At 54.6% G+C, this 25489-nt stretch carries 24 protein-coding genes; 17 read left to right on the top strand and 7 right to left on the bottom strand.

Annotated features, from left to right (window positions below; translation table 11 throughout):
• The first annotated feature begins 9 nt into the window (after window positions 1-9).
• Window positions 10-267: a hypothetical protein gene (locus IB213_RS13370; protein ID WP_192407051.1), complete on the top strand. Its 258-nt coding sequence runs from the start codon at window positions 10-12 to the stop codon at window positions 265-267.
• 266 nt (window positions 268-533) lie between these two features.
• Here the strand turns inward: IB213_RS13370 and IB213_RS13365 are convergent, their stop codons facing one another.
• Both IB213_RS13365 and IB213_RS13360 read right to left on the bottom strand, forming a co-directional pair.
• Window positions 534-2135, bottom strand: a complete 1602-nt coding sequence (locus IB213_RS13365) for an endonuclease NucS domain-containing protein (RefSeq protein ID WP_192407049.1) — start codon at window positions 2133-2135, stop codon at window positions 534-536.
• Between the two features lie 276 nt (window positions 2136-2411).
• Complete coding sequence (locus IB213_RS13360; RefSeq protein WP_192407047.1) at window positions 2412-3152, bottom strand: hypothetical protein; 741 nt, start codon at window positions 3150-3152, stop codon at window positions 2412-2414.
• A gap of 396 nt (window positions 3153-3548) precedes the next feature.
• Between IB213_RS13360 and IB213_RS13355 the strand changes: the two genes are divergently transcribed.
• Window positions 3549-3785 carry a hypothetical protein gene (locus tag IB213_RS13355; protein WP_192407045.1) on the top strand — a complete coding sequence of 79 codons (237 nt, stop codon included), beginning with the start codon at window positions 3549-3551 and terminating at the stop codon, window positions 3783-3785.
• Between the two features lie 207 nt (window positions 3786-3992).
• Here IB213_RS13355 and IB213_RS13350 read toward each other — a convergent pair whose 3' ends face one another.
• Window positions 3993-4589: a hypothetical protein gene (locus IB213_RS13350; RefSeq protein ID WP_192407044.1), complete on the bottom strand. Its 597-nt coding sequence runs from the start codon at window positions 4587-4589 to the stop codon at window positions 3993-3995.
• Between the two features lie 512 nt (window positions 4590-5101).
• Window positions 5102-6337 (bottom strand): MFS transporter, encoded by a 1236-nt coding sequence (locus IB213_RS13345; protein ID WP_192407041.1) that lies wholly within the window; start codon window positions 6335-6337, stop codon window positions 5102-5104.
• Between the two features lie 114 nt (window positions 6338-6451).
• Between IB213_RS13345 and IB213_RS13340 the strand changes: the two genes are divergently transcribed.
• Window positions 6452-7225: a helix-turn-helix transcriptional regulator gene (locus IB213_RS13340; protein ID WP_192407040.1), complete on the top strand. Its 774-nt coding sequence runs from the start codon at window positions 6452-6454 to the stop codon at window positions 7223-7225.
• Between the two features lie 251 nt (window positions 7226-7476).
• On the opposite strand, the gene IB213_RS13335 is transcribed toward IB213_RS13340, so the two are convergent.
• On the bottom strand, window positions 7477-8394 hold the full coding sequence (locus IB213_RS13335; protein ID WP_192407038.1) for a LysR substrate-binding domain-containing protein: 918 nt from the start codon (window positions 8392-8394) through the stop codon (window positions 7477-7479).
• A gap of 112 nt (window positions 8395-8506) precedes the next feature.
• Here IB213_RS13335 and IB213_RS13330 point away from each other — a divergent pair, with 112 nt between their 5' ends.
• From IB213_RS13330 to IB213_RS13310, 5 genes are all read left to right on the top strand, one after another.
• Complete coding sequence (locus IB213_RS13330) at window positions 8507-9130, top strand: glutathione S-transferase family protein (RefSeq protein WP_192407035.1); 624 nt, start codon at window positions 8507-8509, stop codon at window positions 9128-9130.
• Between the two features lie 101 nt (window positions 9131-9231).
• Window positions 9232-10191 carry an LLM class oxidoreductase gene (locus IB213_RS13325; RefSeq protein WP_192407191.1) on the top strand — a complete coding sequence of 320 codons (960 nt, stop codon included), beginning with the start codon at window positions 9232-9234 and terminating at the stop codon, window positions 10189-10191.
• 35 nt (window positions 10192-10226) lie between these two features.
• Window positions 10227-10703, top strand: a complete 477-nt coding sequence (locus tag IB213_RS13320) for a GNAT family N-acetyltransferase (RefSeq protein ID WP_225561100.1) — start codon at window positions 10227-10229, stop codon at window positions 10701-10703.
• Window positions 10704-10874: 171 nt separating this feature from the next.
• Window positions 10875-11348, top strand: coding sequence for a GNAT family N-acetyltransferase (locus IB213_RS13315; RefSeq protein WP_192407034.1), 474 nt, complete (start codon window positions 10875-10877; stop codon window positions 11346-11348).
• A gap of 138 nt (window positions 11349-11486) precedes the next feature.
• The gene (locus IB213_RS13310) at window positions 11487-13859 is read left to right on the top strand and encodes a DNA polymerase II (RefSeq protein WP_192407032.1); all 2373 of its coding nucleotides are present in this window, start codon (window positions 11487-11489) and stop codon (window positions 13857-13859) included.
• A 152-nt stretch (window positions 13860-14011) separates the two neighbouring features.
• On the opposite strand, the gene fabI is transcribed toward IB213_RS13310, so the two are convergent.
• Window positions 14012-14812 (bottom strand): enoyl-ACP reductase FabI, encoded by an 801-nt coding sequence (gene fabI, locus IB213_RS13305; RefSeq protein WP_191721498.1) that lies wholly within the window; start codon window positions 14810-14812, stop codon window positions 14012-14014.
• Between the two features lie 97 nt (window positions 14813-14909).
• On the opposite strand from fabI, the gene IB213_RS13300 reads away from it, so the two are divergent.
• From IB213_RS13300 to IB213_RS13280, 5 genes are all read left to right on the top strand, one after another.
• Window positions 14910-16757: an extracellular solute-binding protein gene (locus IB213_RS13300; RefSeq protein WP_192407030.1), complete on the top strand. Its 1848-nt coding sequence runs from the start codon at window positions 14910-14912 to the stop codon at window positions 16755-16757.
• A gap of 2 nt (window positions 16758-16759) precedes the next feature.
• Entirely contained in the window at window positions 16760-17788 is a 1029-nt protein-coding gene (locus IB213_RS13295; RefSeq protein ID WP_192407028.1) for a microcin C ABC transporter permease YejB, read from the top strand.
• A 38-nt stretch (window positions 17789-17826) separates the two neighbouring features.
• Entirely contained in the window at window positions 17827-18906 is a 1080-nt protein-coding gene (locus IB213_RS13290; RefSeq protein ID WP_225561127.1) for an ABC transporter permease, read from the top strand.
• Window positions 18906-20519, top strand: coding sequence for an ABC transporter ATP-binding protein (locus IB213_RS13285; RefSeq protein ID WP_192407023.1), 1614 nt, complete (start codon window positions 18906-18908; stop codon window positions 20517-20519). The genes IB213_RS13290 and IB213_RS13285 overlap by 1 nt, the downstream gene beginning before the upstream one ends.
• A gap of 133 nt (window positions 20520-20652) precedes the next feature.
• Window positions 20653-21108, top strand: a complete 456-nt coding sequence (locus IB213_RS13280) for an RcnB family protein (protein WP_225561099.1) — start codon at window positions 20653-20655, stop codon at window positions 21106-21108.
• 268 nt (window positions 21109-21376) lie between these two features.
• Here the strand turns inward: IB213_RS13280 and IB213_RS13275 are convergent, their stop codons facing one another.
• Window positions 21377-22099, bottom strand: coding sequence for a lipocalin family protein (locus tag IB213_RS13275; protein ID WP_192407021.1), 723 nt, complete (start codon window positions 22097-22099; stop codon window positions 21377-21379).
• Between the two features lie 274 nt (window positions 22100-22373).
• Here IB213_RS13275 and IB213_RS13270 point away from each other — a divergent pair, with 274 nt between their 5' ends.
• The 4 genes from IB213_RS13270 (at window position 22374) to nusA (ending at window position 25487) form a co-directional block, all read left to right on the top strand.
• Window positions 22374-22541 (top strand): hypothetical protein, encoded by a 168-nt coding sequence (locus tag IB213_RS13270; RefSeq protein WP_191721504.1) that lies wholly within the window; start codon window positions 22374-22376, stop codon window positions 22539-22541.
• Between the two features lie 219 nt (window positions 22542-22760).
• Window positions 22761-23147 (top strand): thioredoxin family protein, encoded by a 387-nt coding sequence (locus IB213_RS13265; RefSeq protein WP_225213946.1) that lies wholly within the window; start codon window positions 22761-22763, stop codon window positions 23145-23147.
• Window positions 23148-23344: 197 nt separating this feature from the next.
• Window positions 23345-23923: a ribosome maturation factor RimP gene (gene rimP, locus IB213_RS13260; protein WP_191721505.1), complete on the top strand. Its 579-nt coding sequence runs from the start codon at window positions 23345-23347 to the stop codon at window positions 23921-23923.
• A 76-nt stretch (window positions 23924-23999) separates the two neighbouring features.
• Window positions 24000-25487, top strand: a complete 1488-nt coding sequence (gene nusA / locus IB213_RS13255; protein ID WP_191721506.1) for a transcription termination factor NusA — start codon at window positions 24000-24002, stop codon at window positions 25485-25487.
• Window positions 25488-25489: the final 2 nt, after the last annotated feature.

The following is a 25489-nucleotide window of genomic DNA, read 5'->3' as shown; positions in this document are numbered from 1 at the left end:
CGCTTGCCCTTGAGCAAGACCCGCGTCTTGGGAGGCGTTGTGTGGAGCATCGGGGCCAATGACTGGCATCTGCCGCAAACACGCTTAGACTTTGGAGCGGCCAAAGCTATTCTTTTTGATCATATGACAGCTGGCACACCACTGAGCAAAGAAGTCGATCAGTATTCATTGGTCTTGCAGCGGAGCTTCTTGCAGCAGCTCTTTGATATCCTGAACCTGTTTGGGAAGCCAACGACAGCCGCCAATCGGCCAAGAGCAGCCCTCTGATGCATTGCCACAAGCGACGGCTTTAGGCTGGTTGCCGTCGCTCACCTCAGTAATTCCAATGACTGTTGTTGCCCAGAGCAGTCATTGAGCCAAGACTTTCGAGAAAGTCTGCTCTACATCTCAAAGCTGTCGCTGGAGTGTGACGAACACCAAGTGACTGCTTTGGAGCCTGCTGAACTGGCGCTATCAACCCAAAGCGGACATCCACTAACGTTTGAATTCACCGGCCTGCGCGGCTTTTCGTGCAGGTCCGGTGGAGTGATGGGTTAGCCTGCATCTGGTTCATCTCTATTGACCCATTCAGTGACGGTCCTTGCAAACCCCTGATCGTGCTCCATGAACATCGCCACGATCTTATGAACCTCTTCGACATTTTCTTCTATTAGGCTTGGGAGGGAGCCCTTAATAGGGTGCGGCGACACAACGACTGAAGAGCCTTGAATGCGAACTCGCTCAGGCCCACTTTCCTCTTCCCTAAAGACTGAGTACCGTAACCCCAGTTCTTTCATGACGTCGATATTGCTGCTGCGATGTTCGCCAAAGTGGTGCGTAATGAAATAGGTGAATGGGTCGTTGCCAAAATGTGACGACAGCACTTTATCGAAGTCTGGAGCGGTTCCATCCCACTCAGGAAGACCAATGAACCGTTCGCGCTTTTTCGTAGGTCGGTCGATATCAAGTCGGAACGTCGGCAAAAATCCGGGATAGCCAAATGCCGTTCCCGCGATCGACCTCAGAATATCTTCGTTACTGAAAGCTGTGAGTCTTACAGTTGCCGGACCCGTACGTTGCGCATAGGCTATTAGATCTCTGCAAGCCCCTCGCCAATCGTTGTTGAAGAAGAAGATATTTTCTGCTGCCTTCGTTAGTGCCTCGATCTGAGGTGGCGAGTCTGTTCGAGCGGTAAGATCAAGATGGTAATCAGATATTCCGTCCCGCCCGATTATTTCGGTGACTATTGTTTCATCAGAAATTCCATCGTCGCGGAATCGACCGAAGCGTTCGATACAGATAGAGCTTTGTGCCCCTTCCGCGAACCAATATGCGGCCTTCTCGGGATGGGATATTTCGGAGTGGTCGGAGTTGATCCGGCCAAAGAGCTCATCGTATCCGGGCAGCCAAACCTGGTCGGCAGACTCCCCAAGTTGATCCTCCTCTTCGCTCAGATCGGACAGGTTGTTCTCGAAATCTTCAAATGCCTCATCATCCAGTAAGGCATGAATCCTTTCTCGATACTCAGCCAAACTCAGTTCTTGCTGAGCGAAATATACGAATCCTTTTTCGATGATCCGAGGATCGTTTGACCGAGTTCGTATGAGTACAAAATCTTTTAGTCCTACTCGATGCATGTGATCTGAAATTAACGGCACCGCCGCAATGGCGCCGGCTTCATCAGCAAAGCGCCAAAGGAACTGGCGTTTTGAAAATCTACGCTGAGCCACGGTAGGCAGAGGTACCACAGGTTCGATTCTGGTTGGTAGCCCGTCTTGGTCAAGAACTATGGTCCCTGCCGACAATTCATACGGTGCCCGATGGGCTAACTCTGAATAAGGTGTGAGCAGCTCGTGCCATTCAACTGACAAGACGATAAGTCGATAGTCAACATCTCGAACCAAGTAGTTTTTCCGAAGCAGAGTCGCGTACTTGAACAGTTCCTGTATGGCCTCGCGAGCGGCAGCGTTAGTACGTTTGATTTCAATGATGAGTAGCTGCCCGTTTGCCGCCCGGGCGAAAATATCCAGGAATCCCGATGCGCCAACAGAATTCCTCAAATAGTGCTCACGGGCGACCAAGGTCAGTCCTGTCTCGATGAGTTCAAGATGTGTCGCTAGGTAGTCGCGGATTGCGCTTTCGTTCGGAGGACTCATCTCAGTAGACTTGGAGCAGTTGGGTAAGAAAATCAGCCGTTCGATGCAGGCTAACTAGATTTAGACGACAGACAGAAAATCCTGTCGTTCTCATAAAAATGAATCTATTCGGATTTATGAAAGTGAGCAATCGCAAGCAATTTTTAGGCAAACCTAAAAATTTCGAGATTGGGGCTTGTTGCAAGTCGTCCAAAGACCAAGGAAGGAATGACGGCTTATGGCCGATCTGCGACTGTCGCTGACTGACCCATTGCAGCTGTTCAGAGTCACCAATGCCTAAAGCAATTCAGATGGTCTGATTCGTGATGAAAATTCAGGTTGAAGACGAGTCTCGCAATATGTCACGATTGCACGCAACAAAGTGATTGCATCACCAGTTGGCTCACTTTTTACTAACATGAGAGCACGCTCAATCTCTGACTTCTGCGCATTAAATAGCTGGCGAGCGAAGGCAGGCACCATCGGTGACTCCAAAGCTTTCTCTATATCTTCAATACTCGTTCTTGGAGCTTCTATGTGACCAAGCGAGTCAAGACGTAACACGAGAAAATTGCTGAAATCTTTTGCGAACTCAAGACAAAATTGGGCTGCGTCCACAGTCGGTGCGAGAATTTCAATCAGCTTGCCTGAAGAATCAAACCGATGAATGTCTTTAGGCACAAAGTATCGCCCTTCAGTCCACCCGCTGATCACTGGATTGCCATCATGAGTAGCTGCATTTCTGCTGAGCCATATAAACGTTCCATGTCGCAAGCCTTCAATGTCGCTCCAAGCAATCTTTGGTTTGAGAAATGTTGAGCCCGCATCTTTAAGAGATTGAACCGTATTGCTAAACGCTGAGAACGCATAGACGATTCTGCTTTCTGTTTGTTCGTTACCTTGCTGCCCTTTGTGAAACCTATCCATTGATTGATCGCAGCACTCCACGACGGAGCGCAAGCAAAAATCAAATTCTTTGACCTTGGATTTGAAGAAGCTGGACACCCAGATGCGATGCTGATCTTGAGTAAGGCTCATGTCCGTGCCTCCTTTTTGAGAAATTCGAATTGTAGGAGTCGAAATGCAACTCTCTGGATGCTTAGCTATCGAAGCGGCAATTTGAGGTGCCTCTGAAGGTCGGCTATTGGCCGATAGTGTGAGCACACGTATGCGCTAGGAAGCAGACACCCCGCCACGCGAGCCAGTTCGAAGAGGTCAGCTCTCAGCGAGGCAACTGGTGCTATCGGCCAAACGACGATATTCGTTGAATTACATTAACAGACTCTAGGCCAATTTTTTGTTGACGACCAAGAGTCAATTAGTTTTAACGCATCGAAGTAAATATTATTCAACTCCTTCAATTTTCTTGATGATTGTTGTTGCAAATAAAAATATTTTTGGATATAATGCATTATCCCAAGTCCACTTAGGGTAATGGGTGCAACCACGAGTTCGACTCTCGCAATTGCGTTTTCTCCCGGTCTCTTTGCAATGGTAGTTTTTCTGGCGTTCGTAGCGCTAAAACTTCAATCATTCACACAGGCATCTAGTGATGCTGGAAAGGAATCAGGTGAAAATATGGGTATTAATATCAGTTTAATCGGTGCAGCTTTGTTTAATGTTTTAACGATGCTGGGGGTTAACGCGATGTCGGTTACAGTAGTACCCTAAGTGGATTTAAAAATCAGTTAAAAGCCCTGGCTTCTTGATGGAGTTGGGGCTTTTATCATTTCTCGGGTGTAGGTTGCCCCTCCCGCATTACAACTTATTCGCCACATTTCCTGAATGACAGTTTGGAGGTACTGTCCTAGATGGCTGCCTGGGGGTTGGCCTGATCCAGTGCCTCGGCCAATGGTAGACCTCGTCGCTGGTTCGCGACTATCGTTGCTCGACTGGTACTTGCCCATGCGCACGGAGCTGATCCCACAACCGCTCGTTGAACTCATAGAGCTCATCACGTGCTTTACTGATGAATTCCACATCACCCTGTACTCGCGCTAAGTCATAGCGTTTACAGCGGTAGCTAATGCCGGTGCGTTTGGACTGCTGCTTGACGCGCACGTACCCATCAAGCTTCATTCCAATCCAATCTGCATGTGCGTACTCATTTCGCCGAGTCGCACACTCAGTGAGCAGCACGTCCACCTTACGTAAATCCTCATGAGTAATCTCTAAGCCGCCATGCTCGATCATTTGACCGTACAGGTCGAGAAGTGCTCGTGCCTTTGCAGAAAACAGCATGCCTGCGAGAAAAACATCCATGCGCTCATCTTGCAAAGCATCCCGAAGAATGGCTTCACGAATGCAAGTTGATACCTCATCTTCCAGCGAGTTGAAGAAGATGATGATCCAGCCAATTTCGGGCGCGAGATCAGACAAGTAGTCCGAGAGCCCGCTGTCATCAACAGCATCCATCTCATCCGCTTGGCGCTGGGTTAAATAAAGCGGCGCTGTGGGATCGTCATGTTTATGCATTGCTTAAGTCTACGAGCAAGCAGACCACATCACTCTTTCCGCACCCGCCTCAGTGGCAAGAAGATGCTGCCATCGAAAGTTGGTGGGGGATTAAAATGTCAGGAGGGATGCGCTATTTTTCGCAGTGTTCGCTCACGGAGCTTAAGTGTGCGTTTTGAGCATTGAGTGAACAACTCCTTTGGAGCAAGCGCAATATCTGTTTTGGGTCGATAACACCTATTCGCGGGCCGAGATAGCGGACTTCCAGCATCCCGAGGACAGCCTGTTAGCGAGGGGCTGCTACTGACCTGAAAGCATCCATTGGAGAAGTGACTGTCTTGGCGCTCTGAATGACCGCTATGAGGTGGTGACCGGTAGTTCAGCCTGCGGATACGAGCAGCAGCAATCGCTGCACAGCTGCCGATGGCCGAACGACAGAAACGGGTTGACCTGAGGCTCTTGTCATCGAGCCACAACCAGCCGTTAGCCATTCCGCCAGCAAACGCACTGAGGAGAGCCCCAGTGGCGCAGCCCTATGACTTCTTGCGTCGCGTTTCTGGAAGAAAGGCGGTCGCAATGCCAAGCAGAGGCAGAAAAGAGGTCACGCCATAGACCCACACGATGCCGTGGATGTCTGCCAGGTCACCGAGTGCGGCTGCGCCAATGCCGCCGACCCCGAACATCAGTCCAAACATCAGCCCGGATACGAGTCCCACCCGACCGGGTACGGCCTCCTGTGCATAAACCACCAGAGCGGCAAAAGCGGATGACATCACCAGGCCGATAACGATGGCGAGGATGCCTGTCCAGACCAGGCCAACGTGCGGTAACGCGAGTGCGAACGGGGCCACACCAAGGAACGATATCCAAATGACGGCCTTACGGCCAATCCGGTCTCCAACAGGTCCGCCGGCGAAAGTACCGGCGGCGACTGAGGCCAGGAACATGAAGAGAAACAGCTGGCTGGACTGGACGCTGAGCTCAAAGCGCTCGATCAGGTAGAAGGTGAAGTAGTTGGTGAATGATGCGATGTAGACAAACTTTGCAAACATCAGCACGCAGATGACGGACACCGCACGTATTACGCCAGCGCGGTCCAGTCCCTCGCCGTGGCTTTTTGACAGAGCCTTGGCTTGGGCTGTTCCGTGCTGACGTACCCAAATTGTGAGTCTATATAGAACGAAGATAGCAACCAGAGCAACCACCATGAACCAGGCCACTGCGGGCTGTCCATAGGGAATGACGATGGCTGCGGTCAGCAAGGGACCTATGGCCGAGCCGGTGTTGCCGCCCACCTGAAAGGTCGATTGTGCGGTGCCAAAGCGCCCACCCGACGCCAGCCGGGCAATGCGAGAGGCCTCCGGGTGAAAAGTCGCAGAGCCGACGCCCACCACCGCCGCTGCGATCAAAAGCATCTCGTAGCTGCTGGCTGTTGCCAGGAGCGCGATTCCGATGAATGTCATGCCCATGCCTGATGGCAGCAGGTAGGGCTTGGGATGCTTGTCTGTGTACAGGCCGATCCAGGGCTGCAGTAGCGAAGCCGTCACTTGATAGACCAGGGCGATGATTCCGATCTGCCCAAAGCTCAAGGCAAAGCTTTGCTTGAGCATAGGGAAGATCGAAGGCAGCATGGCCTGGATCATGTCGTTGAGAAGGTGGGCAAAGGCAGCGCCACCCACAATAGGCAGGAGAAAGCCTTGCGGCTTAGCTTCAGGAGTCACCACTGGAGTTGCATCCGAGGAAGCGATAGTTGCGGTTTGAACGGTCATTGAGATACGGGGCAGGGCGATGGCGCTGATCTGTTAAGAGGCAGAACTTTGAGATTACGGGTTTGCTAATTGGCTGTCGCGCGCTCATCTGCCAATACCTGTAGAGTTTCTGCCATGACCCCGCACCCATCCCATAAGCACAAGCAGTACGACGACATGGCCTGGCCGGTCGTGGTCATGGAAAACAGGTGGCCGGCAGGTATGTCCACGGGCTGGCATTTCCATCCCAAGGGGCAGCTTCTCTACGCTACTGAGGGGGTGATGATCGTACACACCGATGCCGGGTCCTGGATTGTTCCGCCCAACAGAGCGCTCTGGATGACCACAGGCCTGAGGCATAACGTCACGATGGTTGGTGACGTGTTGATGCGTACGGCGTATATCGATGTTGAGAAGGTCTTGATCTTGCCGGGGGAGAGCAGCGTCATCAACGTCTCTCCTTTGCTGCGCGAACTGCTCGTGGAGGCGGTTGGCATTAATTTTCGCGTCGAACCGAAGGGCCGTGACGCACGGCTTCTCGAATTGCTGATTGATGAGATTCGCGTCTCAACGACCTTGCCGCTGCACCTGCCAATGCCCAGTCACGAGCGGCTTCGCACCATCTGCGACAAGCTCTGTGCAAACCCATCGAATTCCTTCAGCGCTGCCCAATGGGCAGCATCGATTCATGTTGCAGAGCGAACGTTGCACCGGTTATTTATGAAAGAAACCGGCATGACTTTTGCCCAGTGGCGCGAGCAGGCCAGGTTGGTTCACGCGCTGCGTGGGATTGCTGCGGGTGACAAGGTGATCAATGTGGCGCTTGACTGCGGTTATGGCAGTGCCAGCTCTTTTGCCGCTATGTTTCGCCGATATTTTGGGGCCTCGCCTTCGAGCTTCTATCAGTAACAGTGCCAAGTTAAAAAGTTGTCACTTGGGTGTGTACTGTTGACGAACTGGCATCTGCTAATTGGCAGTTGTTAATTGGCCTCTGTTTATAGGCTGCAACTGTCCAGATCCAGGAGCGATTAAGTCCTGGCCACAAGGTCTGTGCACGCCTGAGCTACCTAGATTGCAGCCTGCTCTTCGCGGTCTTTGGCAAAGCTCGATCAGGTACTCTTATCTGAAAAAATGATTGAAAACAGCCATGTATACCCACTTCACGCGTGGGATGCGGATATTTGATCTATCTGCATTGAAGTTGCAGCCTCTTGGCATATCCAGTCCATGAAAGCTTTCACCTCTGGCCGTGTAGCCGCACCGGGGCGAGTTACCAAGTAGTAAGCAAATCTCGCAGGCCAGGGCTTATCCAGAACCTGCACAAGTCGTCCCGCTTCAATCTCGCTGCGGGCATAGGCTTGCGCAACCAGTGCCAAACCTTGTCCAGCCTCCGCAGCCCGGATGAGTAGAAATTCATCTTCAAATGCACTGCCTCGTTCGGCTCGTGGGTCTTCGTGTACGCCATGCGCGTTGAGCCAAAGCGCCCAATCAGCACGGTCACTGTCGTGGAGCAGTGGAAAGCGCAGGCAGTCGGCAGCATCTGTGATCGATTCTTGCTGATCTTTCAAAAAAGCAGGGGATGCAACGGGTACGAGTACCGGCGCCATTAGGTGCATGACATCAAGGCCGGGATAGTTGCCCAGCCCATGGCGCAGTGCAATATCTACACGAGCTCGTCGCAAATCCACCAGCTCAGAGGTGGCTTCCACGCGCACTTCTATATCAGGGTTATGTTGCTTGAAGCGTCCTAGTCGAGGAACTAGCCAGGAAGCCGCAAATGTAGCCACGGTACTGACCGTGAGGCTTTTTCTGCTTGTAGTGGCTTCCAAGGTGTCCACGGCCTTGTCAATTTGCAGGAATGCCTCCAACAGCTTGGGGTAGACGCTTGCACCGGCTTTGGTAAGACGCATACCCAGACGTTCGCGCTCCAGCAGGACTACGCCCAGCCTGTCTTCCAGTAATCGAATCTGTTGGCTGACCGCCCCGGGAGTGACGTGCAATGCCTGGGCTGCGGCCTTGACGCTTCCGCGCTTTCCGACTTCGACAAACGTGCGCAGAGCTTGTAATGGGTATGTCATGCTGAATTTAGTTTTGCTAAATACAAAAGGTAGAAATCATCGCTTTTCTAACCATTAAATAAGAAGAAAAATGTGAACTGTCGATTAATTTCTAATTTAGTTTATCTAAAAAATGTTGCATCTTTATACCGACAGTTCTCCGAATGGTTTCAAGGTAACCATTGCGCTTGAAGAGCTTTCATTGCCGTACAGCCTTCACCACGTGCGTATCGATGAAGGCGATCATCAACAACCTGACTTTCTTGCCCTGAATCCGCATGGCCGCATTCCGGTGCTCACGGATAGCGATACAGGCGTTGTTCTTTTCGAGTCGGCGGCCATCTTGCTTTACCTGTCAGAAAGGACGGGGAAACTGCTGCCTCAGAACGCACGCGCACGCTGGGAGGCCATCAAGTGGTTGCAGTTCCATGCGTCCAGCGTTGGCCCGCTGCTGGGTCAGCGTGTGTACTTTGAGCTGTTTGCAAATGCGCCTATTGCAGAGGCTATAGACCGCTATCGAAACCTCACGCAAGAGATGTTTGCAGTGCTAGACCGTCTGCTGGCCAATCGCCCCTATCTGGCAGGGGAGGACTATTCGATTGCAGATATCGCTCATTTTGGCTGGATGCACATTGCACAAATCGTCCATTTCGACTTCAGTCAGTACCGTCACTTGAGTGCATGGTATGCGCGCATCGGGGCTCGAGCCGCAGTGCAAAAGGGCATCACGCTGCCAGCACCGGCAACTGGCGCATGAACATCAATCAGACCTATCCAGAAATGACCAATTCACATTTTTCTGCGCGCACGCGTGGCGCGCCCTGTGCCGCTTTTTATGCACATCCGGGCTACACACGCATGTTCGCTGCGGATCGGCTGACTGTGGGAATCTTCTTGCCGTTGCGAAGCTACCAAGGAGACATGGCTGTGCTTGCGGGTCAGGCGCATCTGGTCACTGAAATCGATAGACATGGTTTTGCCGCAGTGTGGGTGCGAGATGTACCTTTGTTTGATCCATCTTTTGGAGATGCGGGACAGGTTTTTGACCCGTTCACCTACCTTGCTTTCCTGGCTGCAAACACCAAGCATGTGGCTTTGGCAACAGGTAGTGCCGTCATCTCTTTGCGTCATCCCATTGACTTGGCGAAAGCAGCTGCCACGATTGATCAGTTGTCTGGTGGGCGCTTGGTGATGGGTGTGGCCTCGGGTGACAGGCCTATGGAGTTTCCCGCGTATGGACTTGAGCATGCTGCCAGGGCCGATCGATTTGCTCAGGCGCTCTCCTATATGCGGCAACTGACACAGACCGGGCTTTTGTCCATTGATTCCCCGCTAGGGCACTTCAAGGGGGCAGAGTTCCTGCCAAAACCTGTGGCAGGGTCCATACCGCTGGTTGTCACGGGTTCATCAGGTCAATCTCTGTCCTGGATTGCAGAGCACGCAGACGGCTGGTTAACTTACCCCAATGAGACGCATACCCCGAGAGGGCCGCAACATTTGGCGGAAAAAATTCGTGCTTGGCGAGACCTCATTGCAGATGGTGCGTTTCGTCCGCACATGACCAATGAGTGGATCGATCTTGTCGATGACCCCGAGCACCCTCGCACGCCTTTGCACGGGGGTTATGTGTTGCGAACAGGGCGTAACGGTCTGATCACTCTGCTCCAAGAGTGGCAGGCTGCTGGTGTTAATCATGCAGCACTGGGTATTCAGTTTTCTCAGCGCCCTGCTGCTGAAGTACTTGATGAGCTGGCCAAGGAGGTGCTGCCGCATTTCCCATCCCATCAGGGGGCTCGTGCATCGGCAGTCACCTGGTAAATGCTTGAGCACGGCCATACAGCAAAGGAGGCGTTATGAATATTTGTGACCCAGTGGTGGAGGGTGTCCAGGTGCGACAAGTGCAACCACACGATCAAACGCAATGGATGCATCTTTACCGCCAGTACGCGCACTTTTATGGTGTGCCCATGAGCGATGCAATATTGGAGCGCACTTGGTCGTGGCTTTTAGACCCTATGCATCCGTTGGAAGGGCTCATCGCTGAGTCTGCAGGGCAGCGCCTGACTGGATTGGCTCACTTTCGTGCCTGCCCGGAGCCACTGATGGCCCAGGAAGTGGGGTACCTCGATGACCTTTTCGTTTTGCACGATCACAGCGGCCTGGGCATCGGGCAGTGTTTGATGATGAACATCGATGCCATTGCGCGCGAACGAGGCTGGCCCCTGGTGCGCTGGGTCACTTCGGATGCCAATACCCAGGCACGCCACCTCTACGATAAGCTTGCCCAGCTGACCTCATGGGTCACTTACGACCTGGATACTCAGAGATAGGCGGGGCGCAGATGCCATGCTGTTTGCTAGCCCGGCCTGCATCACAGTCCGAAGTCTGAATACTTCGGCCAATGATTGCTCTGTGGCTTTACGCCGATGGCCTGACACCCTGCCTTATGCTTGCCGCAACGCTACCCCACACTTGGATTGGTGCCTGCACCATTGACTGCCATGACAGATATCCGCTTTGCCCGTTTCCCTGATGATCTTGACTCGGTGCTCTGCATTTTCCGGGAGTATGTGGCCAGTCCAGCCGCCAACTTGGACTTTCAAGACTTTGAATCCGAGTTCGCATCCTTGCCAGGAAAATACGCTGCACCCGAAGGCTGTGTTCTGCTGGCTTGGAAGAACGGTCAGCCCGTGGGATGCGCTGCGCTGCGTCGTGTAGATGCCCAAGTGGCAGAGATGAAGCGCGTCTATGTGCGGCCTGCAGTGCGTGGTGAAAGCCTGGGGCGCCGATTGGTGGAGGGTATTTTGGAGTCTGCGCGGCAGGCTGGCTACACCCGCATCTGCCTGGATGTGCTGCCCGAGTTTCAGGCAGCGCAGCGGCTTTACGAGTCGCTGGGGTTTGCAGATGCGGCGCCCGTAAGTTTCAATCCTGTGCCGGGGACTCGGTATCTCGGACTGAACCTCAAAGAGCGGTAAATCTGACAACCCACAAAGTCTGGACAGATGATCGAGACGGCCATGCAAGAACAAGGCGTGGATATTCCCGTTTGACCGGCCACAGGCTGTCCATGCTCGATCCTTTGAGCCATCTCTAACTTTTTCCCCTTTGCGCTCGTGCTCACCCAACAACTCCAAGGATTCATCCTGACCCGCAACTGGCGAGACACGGCAGCGGGTACCGAAGTCGAGTACTGGCTGGCCACGCAGGCAGGCCCCTTGAAAGTCCTGCTGACAGGGCAAACGTCCGTAGCATTTGTAGAGGCCAGACACAAAGCTGTGGTGCAGGCACAGCTCTTTAGCATGCCGGATGTGACGTTGCGTGAGCTGGGGCTCAAGAGCTTTCAGCAAGAGCCAGTTCTGGGGGTGTACTCCAAAAAATTTCGTCAACTGGGGCGGCTGGCACGCGCACTTCAGCGCCAGGGGGTTGCTTTGCTTGAAGCCGATGTGCGCCCGCATGAACGCTATCTGATGGAGCGTTTCATCACTGCGAGTGTGACGATTCAAGGAGGGCGGCTAGAAAACTCCGTGTGCGTCGACTGCAAGCTCCTGCCTGCACCGGATTACAGGCCACATTTGAAAGTTGTTTCGCTGGATATCGAAACCAGCCAGCACCAGGAGCTTTACTCCATTGCGCTGGATGGCATGGCGGAGCGCGTCGTTTTCATGCTTGGTGAGCAGCCCTGCGAGCCTGTTGAATCTACCAACTTTGCGTTGCGCTATTACTCAAGCCGTAAAGCGATGATTGAGTCTCTCAACGAATGGTTTGAGCGCAATGACCCTGACGTCATCATCGGGTGGAACGTTGTTCAGTTTGACCTGCGTGTTTTGCAAAAAACAGCAGATGATGCGCAAACACCTCTTTTATTAGGGCGCGAGCGCCAACCTATCGCATGGCGTACCCATCCTGGCAAACAGGAATATCTCTTCGCCCCCATGCCAGGCCGGGTAGTCATTGACGGCATCGAAGCGCTCAGAGCCGCGATTTGGAGCTTTCCCTCTTTCAGTCTTGAAAATGTTTCGCAGCAACTCCTTGGCGAGGGTAAAGACATTGGCGATGAGTACGACAAGATGGCAGAAATCGAGCGGCGCTATCAGGAGGACAAACCTGCGCTCGCCGTTTACAACCTCCGCGATTGCGAGCTGGTTCTGCGCATTTTCGAGAAAGCGAATTTGCTGCCTTTTGCCATGGAGCGTGCACATACGACAGGTTTGCAGCTCGACCATTTTGGTGGATCTATCGCCGCTTTCAGCCACCACTACCTGCCGCGCATGCACCGCTTGGGCTATGTAGCACCCAATGTGGGGGAGATTCAGGGCAAGTCGTCTCCGGGTGGCTATGTCATGGATTCCAAACCCGGCTTCTACGATTCAGTTTTGGTTCTGGACTACAAAAGTCTCTACCCCTCCATTATTCGAACCTACCTTGTGGACCCGGTGGGTCTTGTCGAAGGCTCACGTGCAAGTGAGCCCGGGAAACCTGTCAAGGGGCCGATGGATACCCTGTTCTCAAGGGATAAGCATTGCCTGCCGGGGATTGTGACCACGCTTTGGCAGGCACGTGATGAGGCTAAACGCAGTAAAAACGAGCCTTTGTCGCAGGCGCTGAAGCTGGTGATGAATTCTTTTGCCGGGGTGCTGGGGGCATCAGAGTGCCGCTTCTTTAACCCCAGGTTAATTTCTGCGATCACCTTGCGCGGCCATGAGATGGTGAAGGTCACCCGTGACTTTGTAGAAAAACGAGGCTACCAGGCGATTTACGGTGACACGGACTCTATTTTTATCTGGCTAAGACGTAGCCATACTGACGAGCAGGCACGCGCTGTAGCGGCTGACCTTGTCAGCGATATCAATGCGTGGTGGTCGCAGACTTTGATGCAAGAGCAGGGCTTGGAGAGTTTTCTTGAAATCGAGTTCGACACGCATTACAAGAAGTTCTTCATGCCGACAATCCGGGGCTCGGATATTGGCAGCAAGAAGAGGTATGCGGGCCTGTGCAGCGATGAAGAGGGCAAGGATGCGATGGTTTTTCGTGGTCTGGAGATGGCGCGAAGCGACTGGACACCTTTGGCTCGCCAATTCCAGGAGGGCTTGCTTTCACGCGTTTTTCAAGGAACCCCTTATCAACAATACATAGCCGAGTATGTGCATTCCACTCTGGCTGGTCATAAGGTTGATTCGCTGATCTATAGAAAGCGCCTGCGGCACAGACTCGATGCCTATGTGACGAATGTGCCCCCGCAAGTGAGGGCAGCCCGCATTGCTGATGCATACAACGTACGTCTGGGGCGGCCCGCACAGTATCAAAACGGGGGCTGGATCCGATACGTCATGACCCAAAACGGCCCCGAGCCACTGGAGGCTCGCAGTTCACCAATTGACTACGATCACTATCTGACAAAGCAGCTTCAGCCAATTGCAGATGCCATCTTGGTGCCGCTGGGCGACAGCTTTACAGCGTTGACGTCGCCCCAAAAAAATCTCTTTTAGCGAATGGACTGCCCCTGATCGGTCCACATCGAATGTGTCAGCTTTAAAAAATCTAAGCTAGCAGCAATCGATGGTCAATCACTCATGCCCTATCGATTGATAAGGCATGAGGTATCAGCGAAGTACGGGGCGTTGTCTCAAGCGACTGCGGCTTACACCTGATCGGCTGACAGGCCCGCAGTCTGGCTGAAGCCACCGTCTACATAGGTGATCTCGGCGGTTACGCCAGAAGCCAGGTCTGACAGCATGAAAGCTGCTACGTTGCCGACATCTTCAATGGTGACATTGCGGCGCAGTGGCGATGCATCGGCCACGCGGCCCAGCAACTTGCCAAAGTCCTTGATGCCCGAAGCGGCCAAGGTCTTGATGGGGCCAGCAGAAATACCGTTGGCGCGGATGGCGCGGCCATCTGCGGTGCGGCCCACGGCTTCAGCCAGGTAGCGCACCGAAGCTTCCAGCGATGCCTTGGCCAGACCCATGGTGTTGTAGTTGGGGATGGAGCGCAGTGCGCCCAGGTACGACAGTGTCAGCAGTGACGACTTGTCGTTCAGGTAAGGCAGAGCCGCCTTGGCCATTGCGGGGAAGCTGTAGGCGCTGATGTCGTGGGCGATCTGGAAAGCTTCGCGGCTCAGACCTTCCAGGAAATTGCCTGCAATGGCTTCACGGGGCGCGAAACCGATGGAGTGCACAAAGCCGTCAAACTTGCCCCAGGCATCGCCCAGGCCCTTGAACATGGCTTCAATCTGTGCGTCGTCGGCGACGTCGCAGTCAAAAATCAGGGTCGAATTGAATTCAGCCGCGAAATCGGTGATGCGGTCCTTGAAACGCTCGCCCACGTAGCTAAAAGCCAGTTCAGCGCCTTGCTCATGGCAAGCCTTGGCAATACCGTAAGCGATGGAGCGGTTGGACAGCACGCCAGTGATCAGCAGCTTCTTGCCGGTCAGAAAACCCATTGTTCTTCTCCTTAGGAAATTCAGTGAAGGCCAGCCGCAGGTTTTGTACAACGCAAAAAACACAGGGCGGCGGGCCGCAGTGGTGCAGAATTGTCGCATGCGCTTTTGGAAGTTTTGTTTCTTGCTCGCAGGAGCCACTACGGTTGCCCCGACTTGGGCTGGCTACGCCTATGCTTTGTGGGGACAGCCCAAGTACGCGCAGGACTTTGCACACTTTGGCTATGTCAACCCTGACGCCCCCAAAGGCGGGGAGTTGCGGCTGGTCAGCAACCTGCGGGTTTCAACCTTCGATAAATACAACCCGTTCACCATTAAAGGCAATGCACCCGCTTACTTGTCCAACTTGATGTTTGATACCTTGCTGACCGGCAGCATGGATGAAACAGCGACAGGTTATGGCCTGCTGGCAGAAGACGTAACGGTGGCCGCTGATGGCATGTCTGCCACCTTTCGCCTGCGCCGCCAAGCCCGTTTTCACGACGGCACACCGGTTCTGGCCCAAGATGTGCGGCACAGCTTTGCCACGTTGATGGGGCCACACACCTCGCCCGCCTACAAAACCATGCTGGCTGAAGTCGTGGCTTGTGAGGTGATGGACAGCCGCACGGTGCGCTTTACTTTTCGAGCGCCCAATCGTGAACTGCCACTGACCGTGGGTAGTCTGCCCATCTTCAGCCGGGCGTGGGGTGCAGGCAAGCCTTTCAGCGAGGTGGTAATGGACACCCCGATTGGCAGTGGCCCCTACAAAATTGGCCCAGTGAGCTTTGGCAAAGACATTACCTACGTGCGTGATGCGCATTACTGGGCCAAAGATTTGCCTGTGCGCCGTGGCACGATCAACTTTGACCGTATCAACGTCAAAATTTACAAGGACAACACCGCCAGACTAGAAGCGCTGAAGGCGGGGGAGTTTGATTTGATGCGTTTTTACAGCGCGGGCGACTGGGCGCGGCGTGTGGATGGGCGCAAGTTCAAATCTGGCGAACTGGTCAAAGGTGAGTTCGCGCACAAGCAGCCCACTGGCTTTCAAAGCTATGTGCTCAATGCTCGCCGTCCTTTTTTGCAAGACGTGCGTGTGCGCGAGGCGCTGGGCCTGGCGCTGGACTATGAATGGATGAATCGCCAGATGTTTTACGGCGCTTACCAGCGCGTAAATGGTATTTTTGGCAATACCTTGTGCCAGACCACAGGGCTACCCAGCGCTGCCGAGCTGGCGCTGATGCAGCCTTGGGGCGATGTGCTGCCCCCTGGTGCTTTTGGTCCCATGACGGTTGCGCCACGTACGGATGGCGATAGCAGCCTGCGCGAGAACCTGCGCAAAGCCAAGGGCTTGCTGGCTGCAGCGGGCTGGACAGTGCAAGGCGGTGTGCTGCGCAACAGCGCCGGCCAGGCCATGGAGCTGGAGTACTTGGACAGCAGTGAAGTGGGCCAGCGCACCGTAGCGTCATGGCAGCGCAATTTGCAAAAGCTGGGCATCCAGCTCAATTTCCGCGCCGTGGACTATGCGCTGTACCAGCAGCGTTTGCAAAAGTTTGACTTTGATATCACATCCATTGCCTACCAGGGCACCAACAACCCGGGGCAGGAGTTTGCCGACTTGTTTGGCAGTGCATCAGCCGATCAAGAAGATTCGGGCAATTTCCCCGGTGTGAAGAGCAAGGCGGTGGATGCGTTCATTCAGGCCATGGTGTCGTCCAAGACTGAGGCGCAGTTGCTGCCTGCCTGCCATGCACTGGAGCGAGCGATTGCCCATGGGCACTATCTGATTCCGCAATGGTCGTCCAGCACGCACCGCATGGCCTATAACCAGTGGCGTCTGGAGCACCCGCAGGTGATTCCTCCGTACTCCAATGGTGAAAACTGGGTGATCGACACGTGGTGGGCACGCATGCCCCCCTTGACGGCGGAAACGGCCCCGGTGGTCTTGAAAGAACAGGCGCAATAGACATGCTGGCCTACATTCTTAAACGCATTCTTTTAATGGTGCCCACGTTGATGGGGGTGCTGCTCCTGACTTTTGTGGTCATCCAGTTCGTTCCCGGCGGCCCTGTCGAGCAGTATCTGGCCGAGGCCAAAGCAGGGGTGGGTGGAGGTGCTGAAGGCGGGGGCATGGCTTACCGGGGTGCGCAGGGGGTGGATCCACAGCGTATCGAGCAAATCAAGGCTTTGTACGGGTTTGATAAGCCGGCGCACGAGCGGTTCTTTCAAATGCTGCGCCAGTTTGCCCAATTCGATCTGGGCACCAGTTTTTTTCAGAACAAACCCGTCTGGGCACTGATTGTGGAAAAGCTGCCAGTGTCCATCAGCTTGGGGTTGTGGACGTTTTTCATCAGCTATCTGGTTGCGGTGCCGCTGGGCGTGGCCAAAGCGGTGCGTGCAGGGTCGCGTTTTGATTTGATGACCACGCTGCTGATCTTGATTGGCTACGCCATTCCGGGCTTTGTGCTGGGCGTGGCGCTGCTGGTGATTTTTGGCGGGCAGTTGCAGTGGTTTCCGCTGCGTGGGCTGACTTCGGCCAACTTCGACGAACTCAGTGCCATGGGCAAGGTGGTGGATTACCTGTGGCACATTGCGCTGCCGGTAACTGCCATGGTGGCGGGCAGCTTTGCGGTGACGGCCATGCTCACCAAGAACGCTTTCCTGGAAGAAATTCGCAAGCAATACGTGCTGACTGCGCGCGCCAAAGGCTTGAGCAAGCGGCAGGTGCTGTGGAAACACGTATTTCGCAATGCACTGATTCCCATCATCACGGGCTTTCCGGCCGCGTTCATTGGGGCGTTCTTTGCCGGGTCGCTGTTGATTGAAACGCTGTTCTCACTGGACGGTCTGGGTCTGCTGAGCTACGAGAGTGTGATTCGCCGTGATTACCCCGTGGTGCTGGGATCGCTCTATCTGTTTACCTTGATCGGACTGGTGACCAAACTCATCAGCGACCTGTGCTACGTGTGGGTCGATCCACGCGTTAAATTTGATTGAATATGGCTCCGATCCAAACACCGTCTGTGCAGGCAGCTATGTTTATTGAGTCTTTGCCCACCGTGGCACCACGCTCTGTCTCACCGGGGCGCAGGGCGTGGCAGCGCTTTAAGCGCAATAGGCTGGGTTTTTACAGCCTCATTTTGTTTTGCGTGATGGTGGTTCTCAGTCTGTGCGCTGAGGTGGTGAGCAACGACAAGCCGCTCATCGTGCACTATGAAGGGCAAACCTATTTCCCGCTGCTCAAAGACTATCCAGAGACAGTGTTCGGCGGCGATTTTGAAACGACCACGGACTACCTCGACCCCTACATCACAGAGCAGTTGCACAAGGGCAGCAACTGGGCGCTGTTTCCTCTCAATCGCTATGGCGAGGCAACGATCAATTATTTCGCCCAGGCCCCAAATCCTGCCCCGCCATCAGCCGCTAACTGGCTGGGCACCGATGACCGGGGGCGTGATTTGCTGGCACAGCTGCTGTATGGCTTTCGCGTAAGTGTGCTGTTTGCGCTGGCTCTGACTTTTGTTGGGGTGCTGCTGGGGGTGGTGACGGGCGCGATTCAAGGCTTTTTTGGGGGCAAGACTGATTTGGCCTTTCAGCGGTTCATTGAAATCTGGGGCTCCATGCCAGAGCTGTACCTGCTCATCATCTTCAGTGCCGTGCTGGCGCCCAGCATCAGCTTGTTGCTGGTGCTGCTCAGTCTGTTTGGCTGGATGGGGCTGTCTGACTATGTCCGGGCCGAATTTCTGCGCAATCGCCAGCTGGACTATGTCAAGGCTGCACGCGCCCTGGGCGTGCCCAATGGGCAAATTATCTGGCGACACATCTTGCCCAACAGCCTGACACCGGTCGTCACATTTTTGCCGTTTCGCATGAGCGCCGCCATCTTGGCGCTGACATCGCTGGACTTTCTGGGGCTGGGTGTGCCCCCTGGAACGCCCAGCTTGGGCGAGCTGCTGAGCCAGGGTAAGAACAGCATTGATGCATGGTGGATTTCGCTGGGCACATTTGCTGTGCTGGTCATGACGCTGCTGCTGCTGACCTTTATGGGCGATGCCCTGCGCGATGCGCTGGACCCACGCAAAGCGCAAGTGACCGATGCCAAGGGGGGTGTGTGATGCAAGCGGCCGATGACAAGCTGCCACTGCTGTCTGTGCGTGACCTGAAGGTGCGCTTTGGCCGCAAGACGGTGGTGCAGGGGGTGAGCTTTGATATGCATCCTGGCGAGAAACTGGCTTTGGTAGGCGAATCCGGCTCTGGCAAGACCATCACAGCTTTGAGTTTGCTGCGGCTTGCGGAAGACGCACATATCAGCGGCCAAGTCTTGCTCAATGGGAGGAATCTGCTCTCACTGACTGAGCGAGAAATGCGTGCAGTGCGTGGCGGTGATGTGGCCATGATCTTTCAGGAGCCCATGACAGCGCTGAACCCGCTGATGACGGTGGGGGTTCAAGTGGCAGAGGTGCTGCAGCTCAAAGAGGCGCTGAGCAAGCAGCAGGCATGGAAGCAGGCTGTGGAGTTGCTGGCGACCACAGGCATACCAGAGCCTGAACGCCGCGCACAAAGCTATCCGCACCAGCTCAGCGGTGGGCAGCGTCAGCGCGCCATGATTGCGATGGCGCTCGCGTCCAAACCGAAATTGCTGCTGGCAGACGAGCCCACCACGGCACTGGATGTCACGCTGCGCATGCAGGTGCTGGAGCTGCTCAGTGATCTGCAGCGTCAGACGGGCATGGCAATTTTGCTGATCACGCACGACTTGCCACTGGTGCGCCGCTTTGCCGATCGTGCGGCCGTGATGGAGCATGGTGTATTGGTAGAGCAAGGGCCAGTGACGGCACTTTTTGATTACCCTAAACATGCCTATACACACAAACTGCTGCACAGCCAGCCTGTGCGGGATGTACTGCAGACCCATCCCGGGGCCAGGCCAGTGGTGCAGGCCAGTCAGTTGCGTGTGAGCTATCCCGTACCGCTGGCAGGCATCAAGGGCTGGTTTGGCAAGGGTGAGTTTGTCGCAGTACAGGGCGCGCAACTGTGCATGCGAGAAGGGCAGACGCTGGGTGTTGTCGGAGAGTCCGGCTCAGGAAAATCCACCTTGGCGCAAGCCATTTTGGGGTTGTTGCCCAGCCATGGTGAATTGCACATCAGTGGCAAAAACTGGCAACAGCCCGCCATGCGCAATACACCTGCCAACCAGGCACTGCGCCGCCAGGTACAGGTTGTTTTTCAAGATCCGTTTTCATCGCTTTCGCCGCGCATGACGGTGGAAGAAATTGTGGGCGAAGGCCTGCGCGTGCACGCCCCTGACATCAGTGAAGCAGGGCGGCGTGAACAAGTGCTGTCCGTGCTGCTGAGCGTAGGCTTGAGTGAGCAGCAGTTCCCCGGTTTGCTGCAGCGTTACCCGCATGAGTTTTCGGGGGGGCAGCGCCAGCGTTTGGCGGTGGCGCGAGCTTTGATCTTGCGCCCCAAAATTTTGGTGCTCGATGAGCCTACCAGCGCGCTGGATGTGACGATCCAAAAGCAGGTGCTGGGTTTGTTGCAGCGTCTGCAGCGAGAGCTGGGGCTGAGCTATCTGCTGATTACGCACGATATGGAAGTGATTCGCGCCATGGCGCACGACGTCTTGGTGATGAAAAACGGCGAGGTCGTGGAGCAGGGCACGGTCGATGCTGTACTGGGGAAGCCCCAGCACCCCTACACCCGGCAACTGGTTACAGCAACCTTTTAGGTCGCTTGGCTGTGCAGCAGGCAGTGCATGCTGCGTTGCATGTTTTGCCGCATCTTTACAAGGTGTTGGGCTGACTGTTGCTTGGCGTGCCTAGTATTGGAGTCGTCAGCAATTACCCACGAAAGGGGTCGCTATGAACAAGCAATACGTGACTGCAGCTATGACCGCACTGGTCGTGGCTGCATCCTCCTTCTCCGCCGTCGCCCAGCCACGCCATGGTGGCGGTGACTGGCAAGGCCAAGGGGCTTCTCAGCGCCCTTCGCATGGCGCCCATAAGGGCCAGCAAGCGCACCGGCCTGCAAAGCCTGCCGCTCCTGCGTATCGCCCTGGCGTGCAGCCACACCAAGGGCATCCGCATGGAATGCCTCCCGGGCAGGCCAAACGCATGGGTGCAGGCCCGCAGCACAACTGGGTCAAGGGTAGCCGCGTGCCGCCGCAATACCGCTCATCCCACTATGTGGTCAATAACTGGCACGCCCACGGCCTCAAGCGTCCTGCGCGTGGTCAGCAGTGGGTGCAATACGGCGGCGACTATCTGCTGGTGGCGGTGGCCACGGGTGTGATTGCGCAGCTGGTTCTGGGCTATTGACAGCTATCCATGCGCGCACGTGCGTGCGTGTGGGCGGGGGCCTTTGGCAGACACGCGGTATGTGTGTGGAGGTTAAAAAGCACTTGCTTTTGAGTGTCTGCCTCGGGTTCGACGGAGTGTGAGCAGAGCGAAGTTAAAGCTCTGTAAAACCAAGAACCGATGCAAAAGGCATCGGTTCTTGTTTTTTATAGCAGTCAACGTACGACTGGTAATGAACTTAGATATAAAACAATCTAAAAACACCAGTGCATAAGCGCTGATAGCTTATTTATTTGTAGCTGCCTGTTGGATTGACGCCGTCCTGGTGCACCCACAGCACTTTCTGGGTGTCGATGCCTAGTGATTGCGCTTGTTGTAGCAGCCGCTCTTCCACGCCGTCTGGCAGTGATGGCTGGCGCGAGAGAATCCAGAAATAGTCCAGGCTGGAGCCAATCACCATGGCCCATTGGTAATTATCATCCAGCGCTACAACGTTGTAGCCGCCATAAAACGGGCCAAAGAACGACACTTTGAGGGCTGCAATATCCGGCGCAATCGTCGGATGGGCTTTGCCGTGAGAAATTTTCCACTCACCGCGCTTGGGGTCGTAGCCACGGTTGATGACCTGGATGCTGCCGTTGGGGTTGAGGTTGTACTCGGCTTGCGTGCGCTGCAGGCCTTTTTCAAAACTGTGCTCAATGCGGGCCACTTCGTACCATTTGCCCAGATAGCGGTCTAAGTTGAAGCCGTCGACAGGCTCAATTCCCTCTGGAATGCGCGGGTTGCGCGTTGCATAGATGGCGGTTCCCGCCAGTGCTGCCAGGCCAATCGTGCACAGCACGGCATTGCCTACCGTCACACCCGAGCGGCTAGATGACGAAGCTGGGGGGGCGATAGTAGGGTGCAGAGCCGTTTTGAGGCTTTGCACCGTATTGTGTAATTTGTTGGAGGTCTTGCACTTGTGGCAAGAGCAGTGGATGTTGGCCTTGCAAGAACGGTCAAAGAAAGACATGGGCATGATCCTGTGGCAAAAAACGCAGAAACAGGCACTTTTTGGGTGCGCTCGAATGCACACAGTATTTGTAGCAGAAGGCTTGCGCCGGTGTAGGTCACGTCCGTAAATCCGTGTGCTGATGTGCTGAGCTTGTGGTGCGCATGCCCAAAAATGGCAGTAAAAAGAGAAGAATGCCCAGATGTGAGACAATTTTTTGAATCCCGCCGTCACGTTGCCTTGCAGTGTGTGGAAAAATAACGGGTTTACTGAAACCTCAACTGGAGAGATTGCCATGGGCAATAAGATCGTTACTGAAGCTGACCGCAAGCGCACACCCCGTCCTGTTGCCCCTAACGGCGTAACTTTGTTGCCACAAGGCCGTGGCCAGCGCTCGAGCTTGGAGCGTGGTTCGCACACTCGCAGCAAGAAGAACGCCGGCAAGCGCCCTCACTCGGGTTAATCCATCGATGCATGTTTGGGTAATTCGTTGCCCAAATCTGACCAAGAAAGCCTCAGGCCCTGTCTGGGGCTTTTTTTATGGATGATGCGAAGTGGGCAAAGCTGCCTGCTTTGCTCTGCTTTCGGAAAAAAGAAACGGTGTGCGGGTTGGTTGTCGTTAGGATGCATGGCTTTAAAGCCATGATGGTGCCCCTGTGAGGGTTGTGGAGCCAAGTTGAAGATGTACTGTGACAAGCCCTCAGATACCATGCAGCCAGTGACGGCACAGGATGGCGCACCCTGGCGGGTGGTGTGCCTGTGTGCTGCGTGGTGCGGTGTGTGTCGCCAGTACGAGCCTGAGTTTTTGGCGATTCAGGAAAAATTTCCCCAAATCCGCTTTTCCTGGGTGGATGTAGAGGACCAGGAAGAAATAATGGGCGATGTCGATGTTGAGACATTTCCCACATTGCTGATTGGACAGGGCGCTCAACCGCTGTTTTTTGGGCCTGTGCTGCCCCAGGTGAAAGTGCTGGAGCGGTTGTTGACCTCTTTGCTGCAGGCCCCGCAGGAAGCTTCTGGCATGCCGTCTGAAGCTGTACCACTGTGGCAACGGATTGCAGCGCAATAGCAATGATTGCTGCAGGAAATCCGGCTGCTTGACATTGCGAATCAATGCTTTGCGGATACAATAGAACATTCACGACCAAACGGGCGGGTATTAACCGCCCTTTTTTTTGGTCGCTTGCATTTGGAGCTCGAAGCCGCCAGCAAGCAATTGCAGGATGGTTATCGGGTTTTTTGTACTTCCGGGATTGAACTGAGCACGTGGCACTACAGCAAATTGTTGAACAAATCGTAACGGGTCTGGGCTATGACCTGGTGGAGATCGAGCGTTCCGCTGGCGGATTGCTTCGTGTCACCGTTGACTTGCCTTGGCAGGCGCCGCAAGAAGGTGCGGATCCTGTTCCTGAGGCTTTCGTGACCGTAGAGGATTGCGAAAAAGTCACACGACAACTGCAATTTGCGCTGGAAGTCGACGGTGTTGATTACACGCGTCTGGAAGTTTCTTCTCCGGGCATCGATCGCCCCCTGCGCAATGAACAGGACTTTGTTCGTTTCGCTGGCGCAGAAATCGATATCACCCTCAAGGAAGCCATTGGTGCAGCTGGTGGTGGTGTGGTGAATGCAAATCGTAAGAAATTCCGCGGCACGCTCGAGCGTGCTGAATCGGGTGGCTGGCAAATCGTCTGGAGTGACGAGCCGCCGCGCAAGCCCGGTGCGAAAGTGAGCAAAAAGCGTGAACCTGCGCCGTTACAGGCAATGGGCTTTACGCTGCAAGAGCTGCGAGAGGCGCGTTTGGCGCCCGTGGTGAGTTTCAAGGGGCGTGGCGCTAAGCCCGCTTGAGATAGAGCACATGAGCTAGATGGGTGCCCAAGCTGGTGCCACCGCTTGAAAGAATTGAAATTAGGAGAGTCATCGCATGAACCGCGAACTGTTGATGTTGGTTGAGGCCATTTCGCGCGAAAAGAACGTAGAACGCGATGTGGTGTTTGGCGCCGTTGAGTTGGCTTTGGCGCAAGCTACCAAAAAGCTGTACGAAGGCGAAGCGGATATTCGCGTTGCGATTGATCGCGACAGCGGCGATTACGACACCTTCCGCCGCTGGGTGGTGGTGCCTGATGATGCCGGTCTGCAAAACCCCGAGGCTGAAGAAATGCTGATGGATGCGGAAGACCGCGTTCCAGGTATTCAGGTCGGTGAGTTCATTGAAGAGCAAATCGAGTCGTTGCCAATCGGGCGTATCGGTGCGATGACTGCCAAGCAAGTAATCTTGCAAAAAATTCGTGACGCAGAGCGCGAAATGCTGCTCAACGAATTCATGGCACGTGGCGAAAAGATTTTCACCGGCACCGTCAAGCGCATGGACAAGGGCGACATCATTGTCGAATCCGGCCGTGTTGAAGGCCGCCTGCGCCGCAGCGAGATGATCCCCAAGGAAAATCTGCGCAACGGTGACCGTGTGCGCGCCATGATCATGGAAGTGGACTTGACCCTGCGTGGCGCACCTATCGTGCTGTCGCGTTCGGCCCCTGAGTTCATGATTGAGCTGTTTCGCAACGAAGTACCAGAAATCGAGCAAGGTTTACTGGAAATCAAGAGCTGCGCACGCGATCCCGGCAGTCGTGCCAAGATCGCAGTTGTTTCGCACGATAAGCGCGTGGATCCAATCGGAACCTGCGTGGGCGTACGCGGCACCCGAGTGAACGCTGTAACCACAGAGTTGGCGGGCGAGCGCGTAGACATCGTGCTGTGGTCGGAAGACCCTGCGCAGTTTGTGATCGGTGCTTTGGCGCCTGCCAATGTTTCATCCATCGTTGTAGATGAAGAGAAACACGCCATGGATGTGGTGGTAGATGAAGAAAATCTTGCCATCGCCATTGGTCGCGGCGGTCAGAATGTGCGCTTGGCGTCCGATCTGACAGGCTGGAAGATCAACATCATGGATGCAGCAGAATCTGCCCAGAAGCAAGCTGAAGAGACCGATGGTGCTCGCAAGCTGTTTATGGAGAAGCTGGATGTGGACGAAGAGTTCGCTGGCATCTTGGTAGATGAAGGTTTTAGCAGCTTGGAAGAAGTGGCCTATGTGCCCTTGTCCGAGATGCTGGGAATTGAAGCTTTTGATGAGGAAACCGTGACTGAGCTGCGCGCCCGTGCCAAGGATGCGTTGCTGACCATGGAAATTGCTCAAGAAGAAAGCGTCAGCGAAGTCTCGCAAGAGTTGCGTGACTTGGAAGGTCTGACACCTGAGTTGGTGGCCAAATTGGCTGCTGGCGGAGTGTTGACTCGTGATGACTTGGCCGATTTGGCCATCGATGAACTGACCGAATTGACCGGTCAAACTGATGACGAAGCCAAGGCTTTGATCATGAAGGCGCGTGAACATTGGTTCACCGACGGTCAGGAATAAGG

Origin of the sequence: Comamonas sp. CMM02, assembly GCF_014851485.1 — a bacterium.
In the GTDB taxonomy this organism is placed as follows: Bacteria; Pseudomonadota; Gammaproteobacteria; order Burkholderiales; family Burkholderiaceae_C; genus Comamonas; species Comamonas avium.
Note: the sequence above shows the minus strand (reverse complement) of the source record. Positions and strands in the feature narration are given on the sequence as shown.

What these genes read in the sequence shown, in the direction of transcription:
- IB213_RS13300 (WP_192407030.1), top strand. Translation starts at nt 14,910, where the DNA reads ATGCGCTTTTGGAAGTTTTGTTTCTTGCTCGCAGGAGCCACTACGGTT.
- IB213_RS13285 (WP_192407023.1), top strand. Translation starts at nt 18,906, where the DNA reads ATGCAAGCGGCCGATGACAAGCTGCCACTGCTGTCTGTGCGTGACCTG.
- IB213_RS13265 (WP_225213946.1), top strand. Translation starts at nt 22,761, where the DNA reads ATGTACTGTGACAAGCCCTCAGATACCATGCAGCCAGTGACGGCACAG.
- IB213_RS13290 (WP_225561127.1), top strand. Translation starts at nt 17,827, where the DNA reads ATGTTTATTGAGTCTTTGCCCACCGTGGCACCACGCTCTGTCTCACCG.
- IB213_RS13270 (WP_191721504.1), top strand. Translation starts at nt 22,374, where the DNA reads ATGGGCAATAAGATCGTTACTGAAGCTGACCGCAAGCGCACACCCCGT.
- IB213_RS13295 (WP_192407028.1), top strand. Translation starts at nt 16,760, where the DNA reads ATGCTGGCCTACATTCTTAAACGCATTCTTTTAATGGTGCCCACGTTG.
- nusA (WP_191721506.1), top strand. Translation starts at nt 24,000, where the DNA reads ATGAACCGCGAACTGTTGATGTTGGTTGAGGCCATTTCGCGCGAAAAG.
- IB213_RS13335 (WP_192407038.1), bottom strand. Translation starts at nt 8,394, where the DNA reads ATGACATACCCATTACAAGCTCTGCGCACGTTTGTCGAAGTCGGAAAG.
- IB213_RS13340 (WP_192407040.1), top strand. Translation starts at nt 6,452, where the DNA reads ATGACCCCGCACCCATCCCATAAGCACAAGCAGTACGACGACATGGCC.
- IB213_RS13320 (WP_225561100.1), top strand. Translation starts at nt 10,227, where the DNA reads ATGAATATTTGTGACCCAGTGGTGGAGGGTGTCCAGGTGCGACAAGTG.
- IB213_RS13315 (WP_192407034.1), top strand. Translation starts at nt 10,875, where the DNA reads ATGACAGATATCCGCTTTGCCCGTTTCCCTGATGATCTTGACTCGGTG.
- IB213_RS13365 (WP_192407049.1), bottom strand. Translation starts at nt 2,135, where the DNA reads ATGAGTCCTCCGAACGAAAGCGCAATCCGCGACTACCTAGCGACACAT.
- IB213_RS13330 (WP_192407035.1), top strand. Translation starts at nt 8,507, where the DNA reads ATGTTGCATCTTTATACCGACAGTTCTCCGAATGGTTTCAAGGTAACC.
- IB213_RS13360 (WP_192407047.1), bottom strand. Translation starts at nt 3,152, where the DNA reads ATGAGCCTTACTCAAGATCAGCATCGCATCTGGGTGTCCAGCTTCTTC.
- IB213_RS13355 (WP_192407045.1), top strand. Translation starts at nt 3,549, where the DNA reads ATGGGTGCAACCACGAGTTCGACTCTCGCAATTGCGTTTTCTCCCGGT.
- fabI (WP_191721498.1), bottom strand. Translation starts at nt 14,812, where the DNA reads ATGGGTTTTCTGACCGGCAAGAAGCTGCTGATCACTGGCGTGCTGTCC.
- IB213_RS13350 (WP_192407044.1), bottom strand. Translation starts at nt 4,589, where the DNA reads ATGCATAAACATGACGATCCCACAGCGCCGCTTTATTTAACCCAGCGC.
- IB213_RS13275 (WP_192407021.1), bottom strand. Translation starts at nt 22,099, where the DNA reads ATGTCTTTCTTTGACCGTTCTTGCAAGGCCAACATCCACTGCTCTTGC.
- IB213_RS13325 (WP_192407191.1), top strand. Translation starts at nt 9,232, where the DNA reads ATGTTCGCTGCGGATCGGCTGACTGTGGGAATCTTCTTGCCGTTGCGA.
- IB213_RS13280 (WP_225561099.1), top strand. Translation starts at nt 20,653, where the DNA reads ATGAACAAGCAATACGTGACTGCAGCTATGACCGCACTGGTCGTGGCT.
- IB213_RS13345 (WP_192407041.1), bottom strand. Translation starts at nt 6,337, where the DNA reads ATGACCGTTCAAACCGCAACTATCGCTTCCTCGGATGCAACTCCAGTG.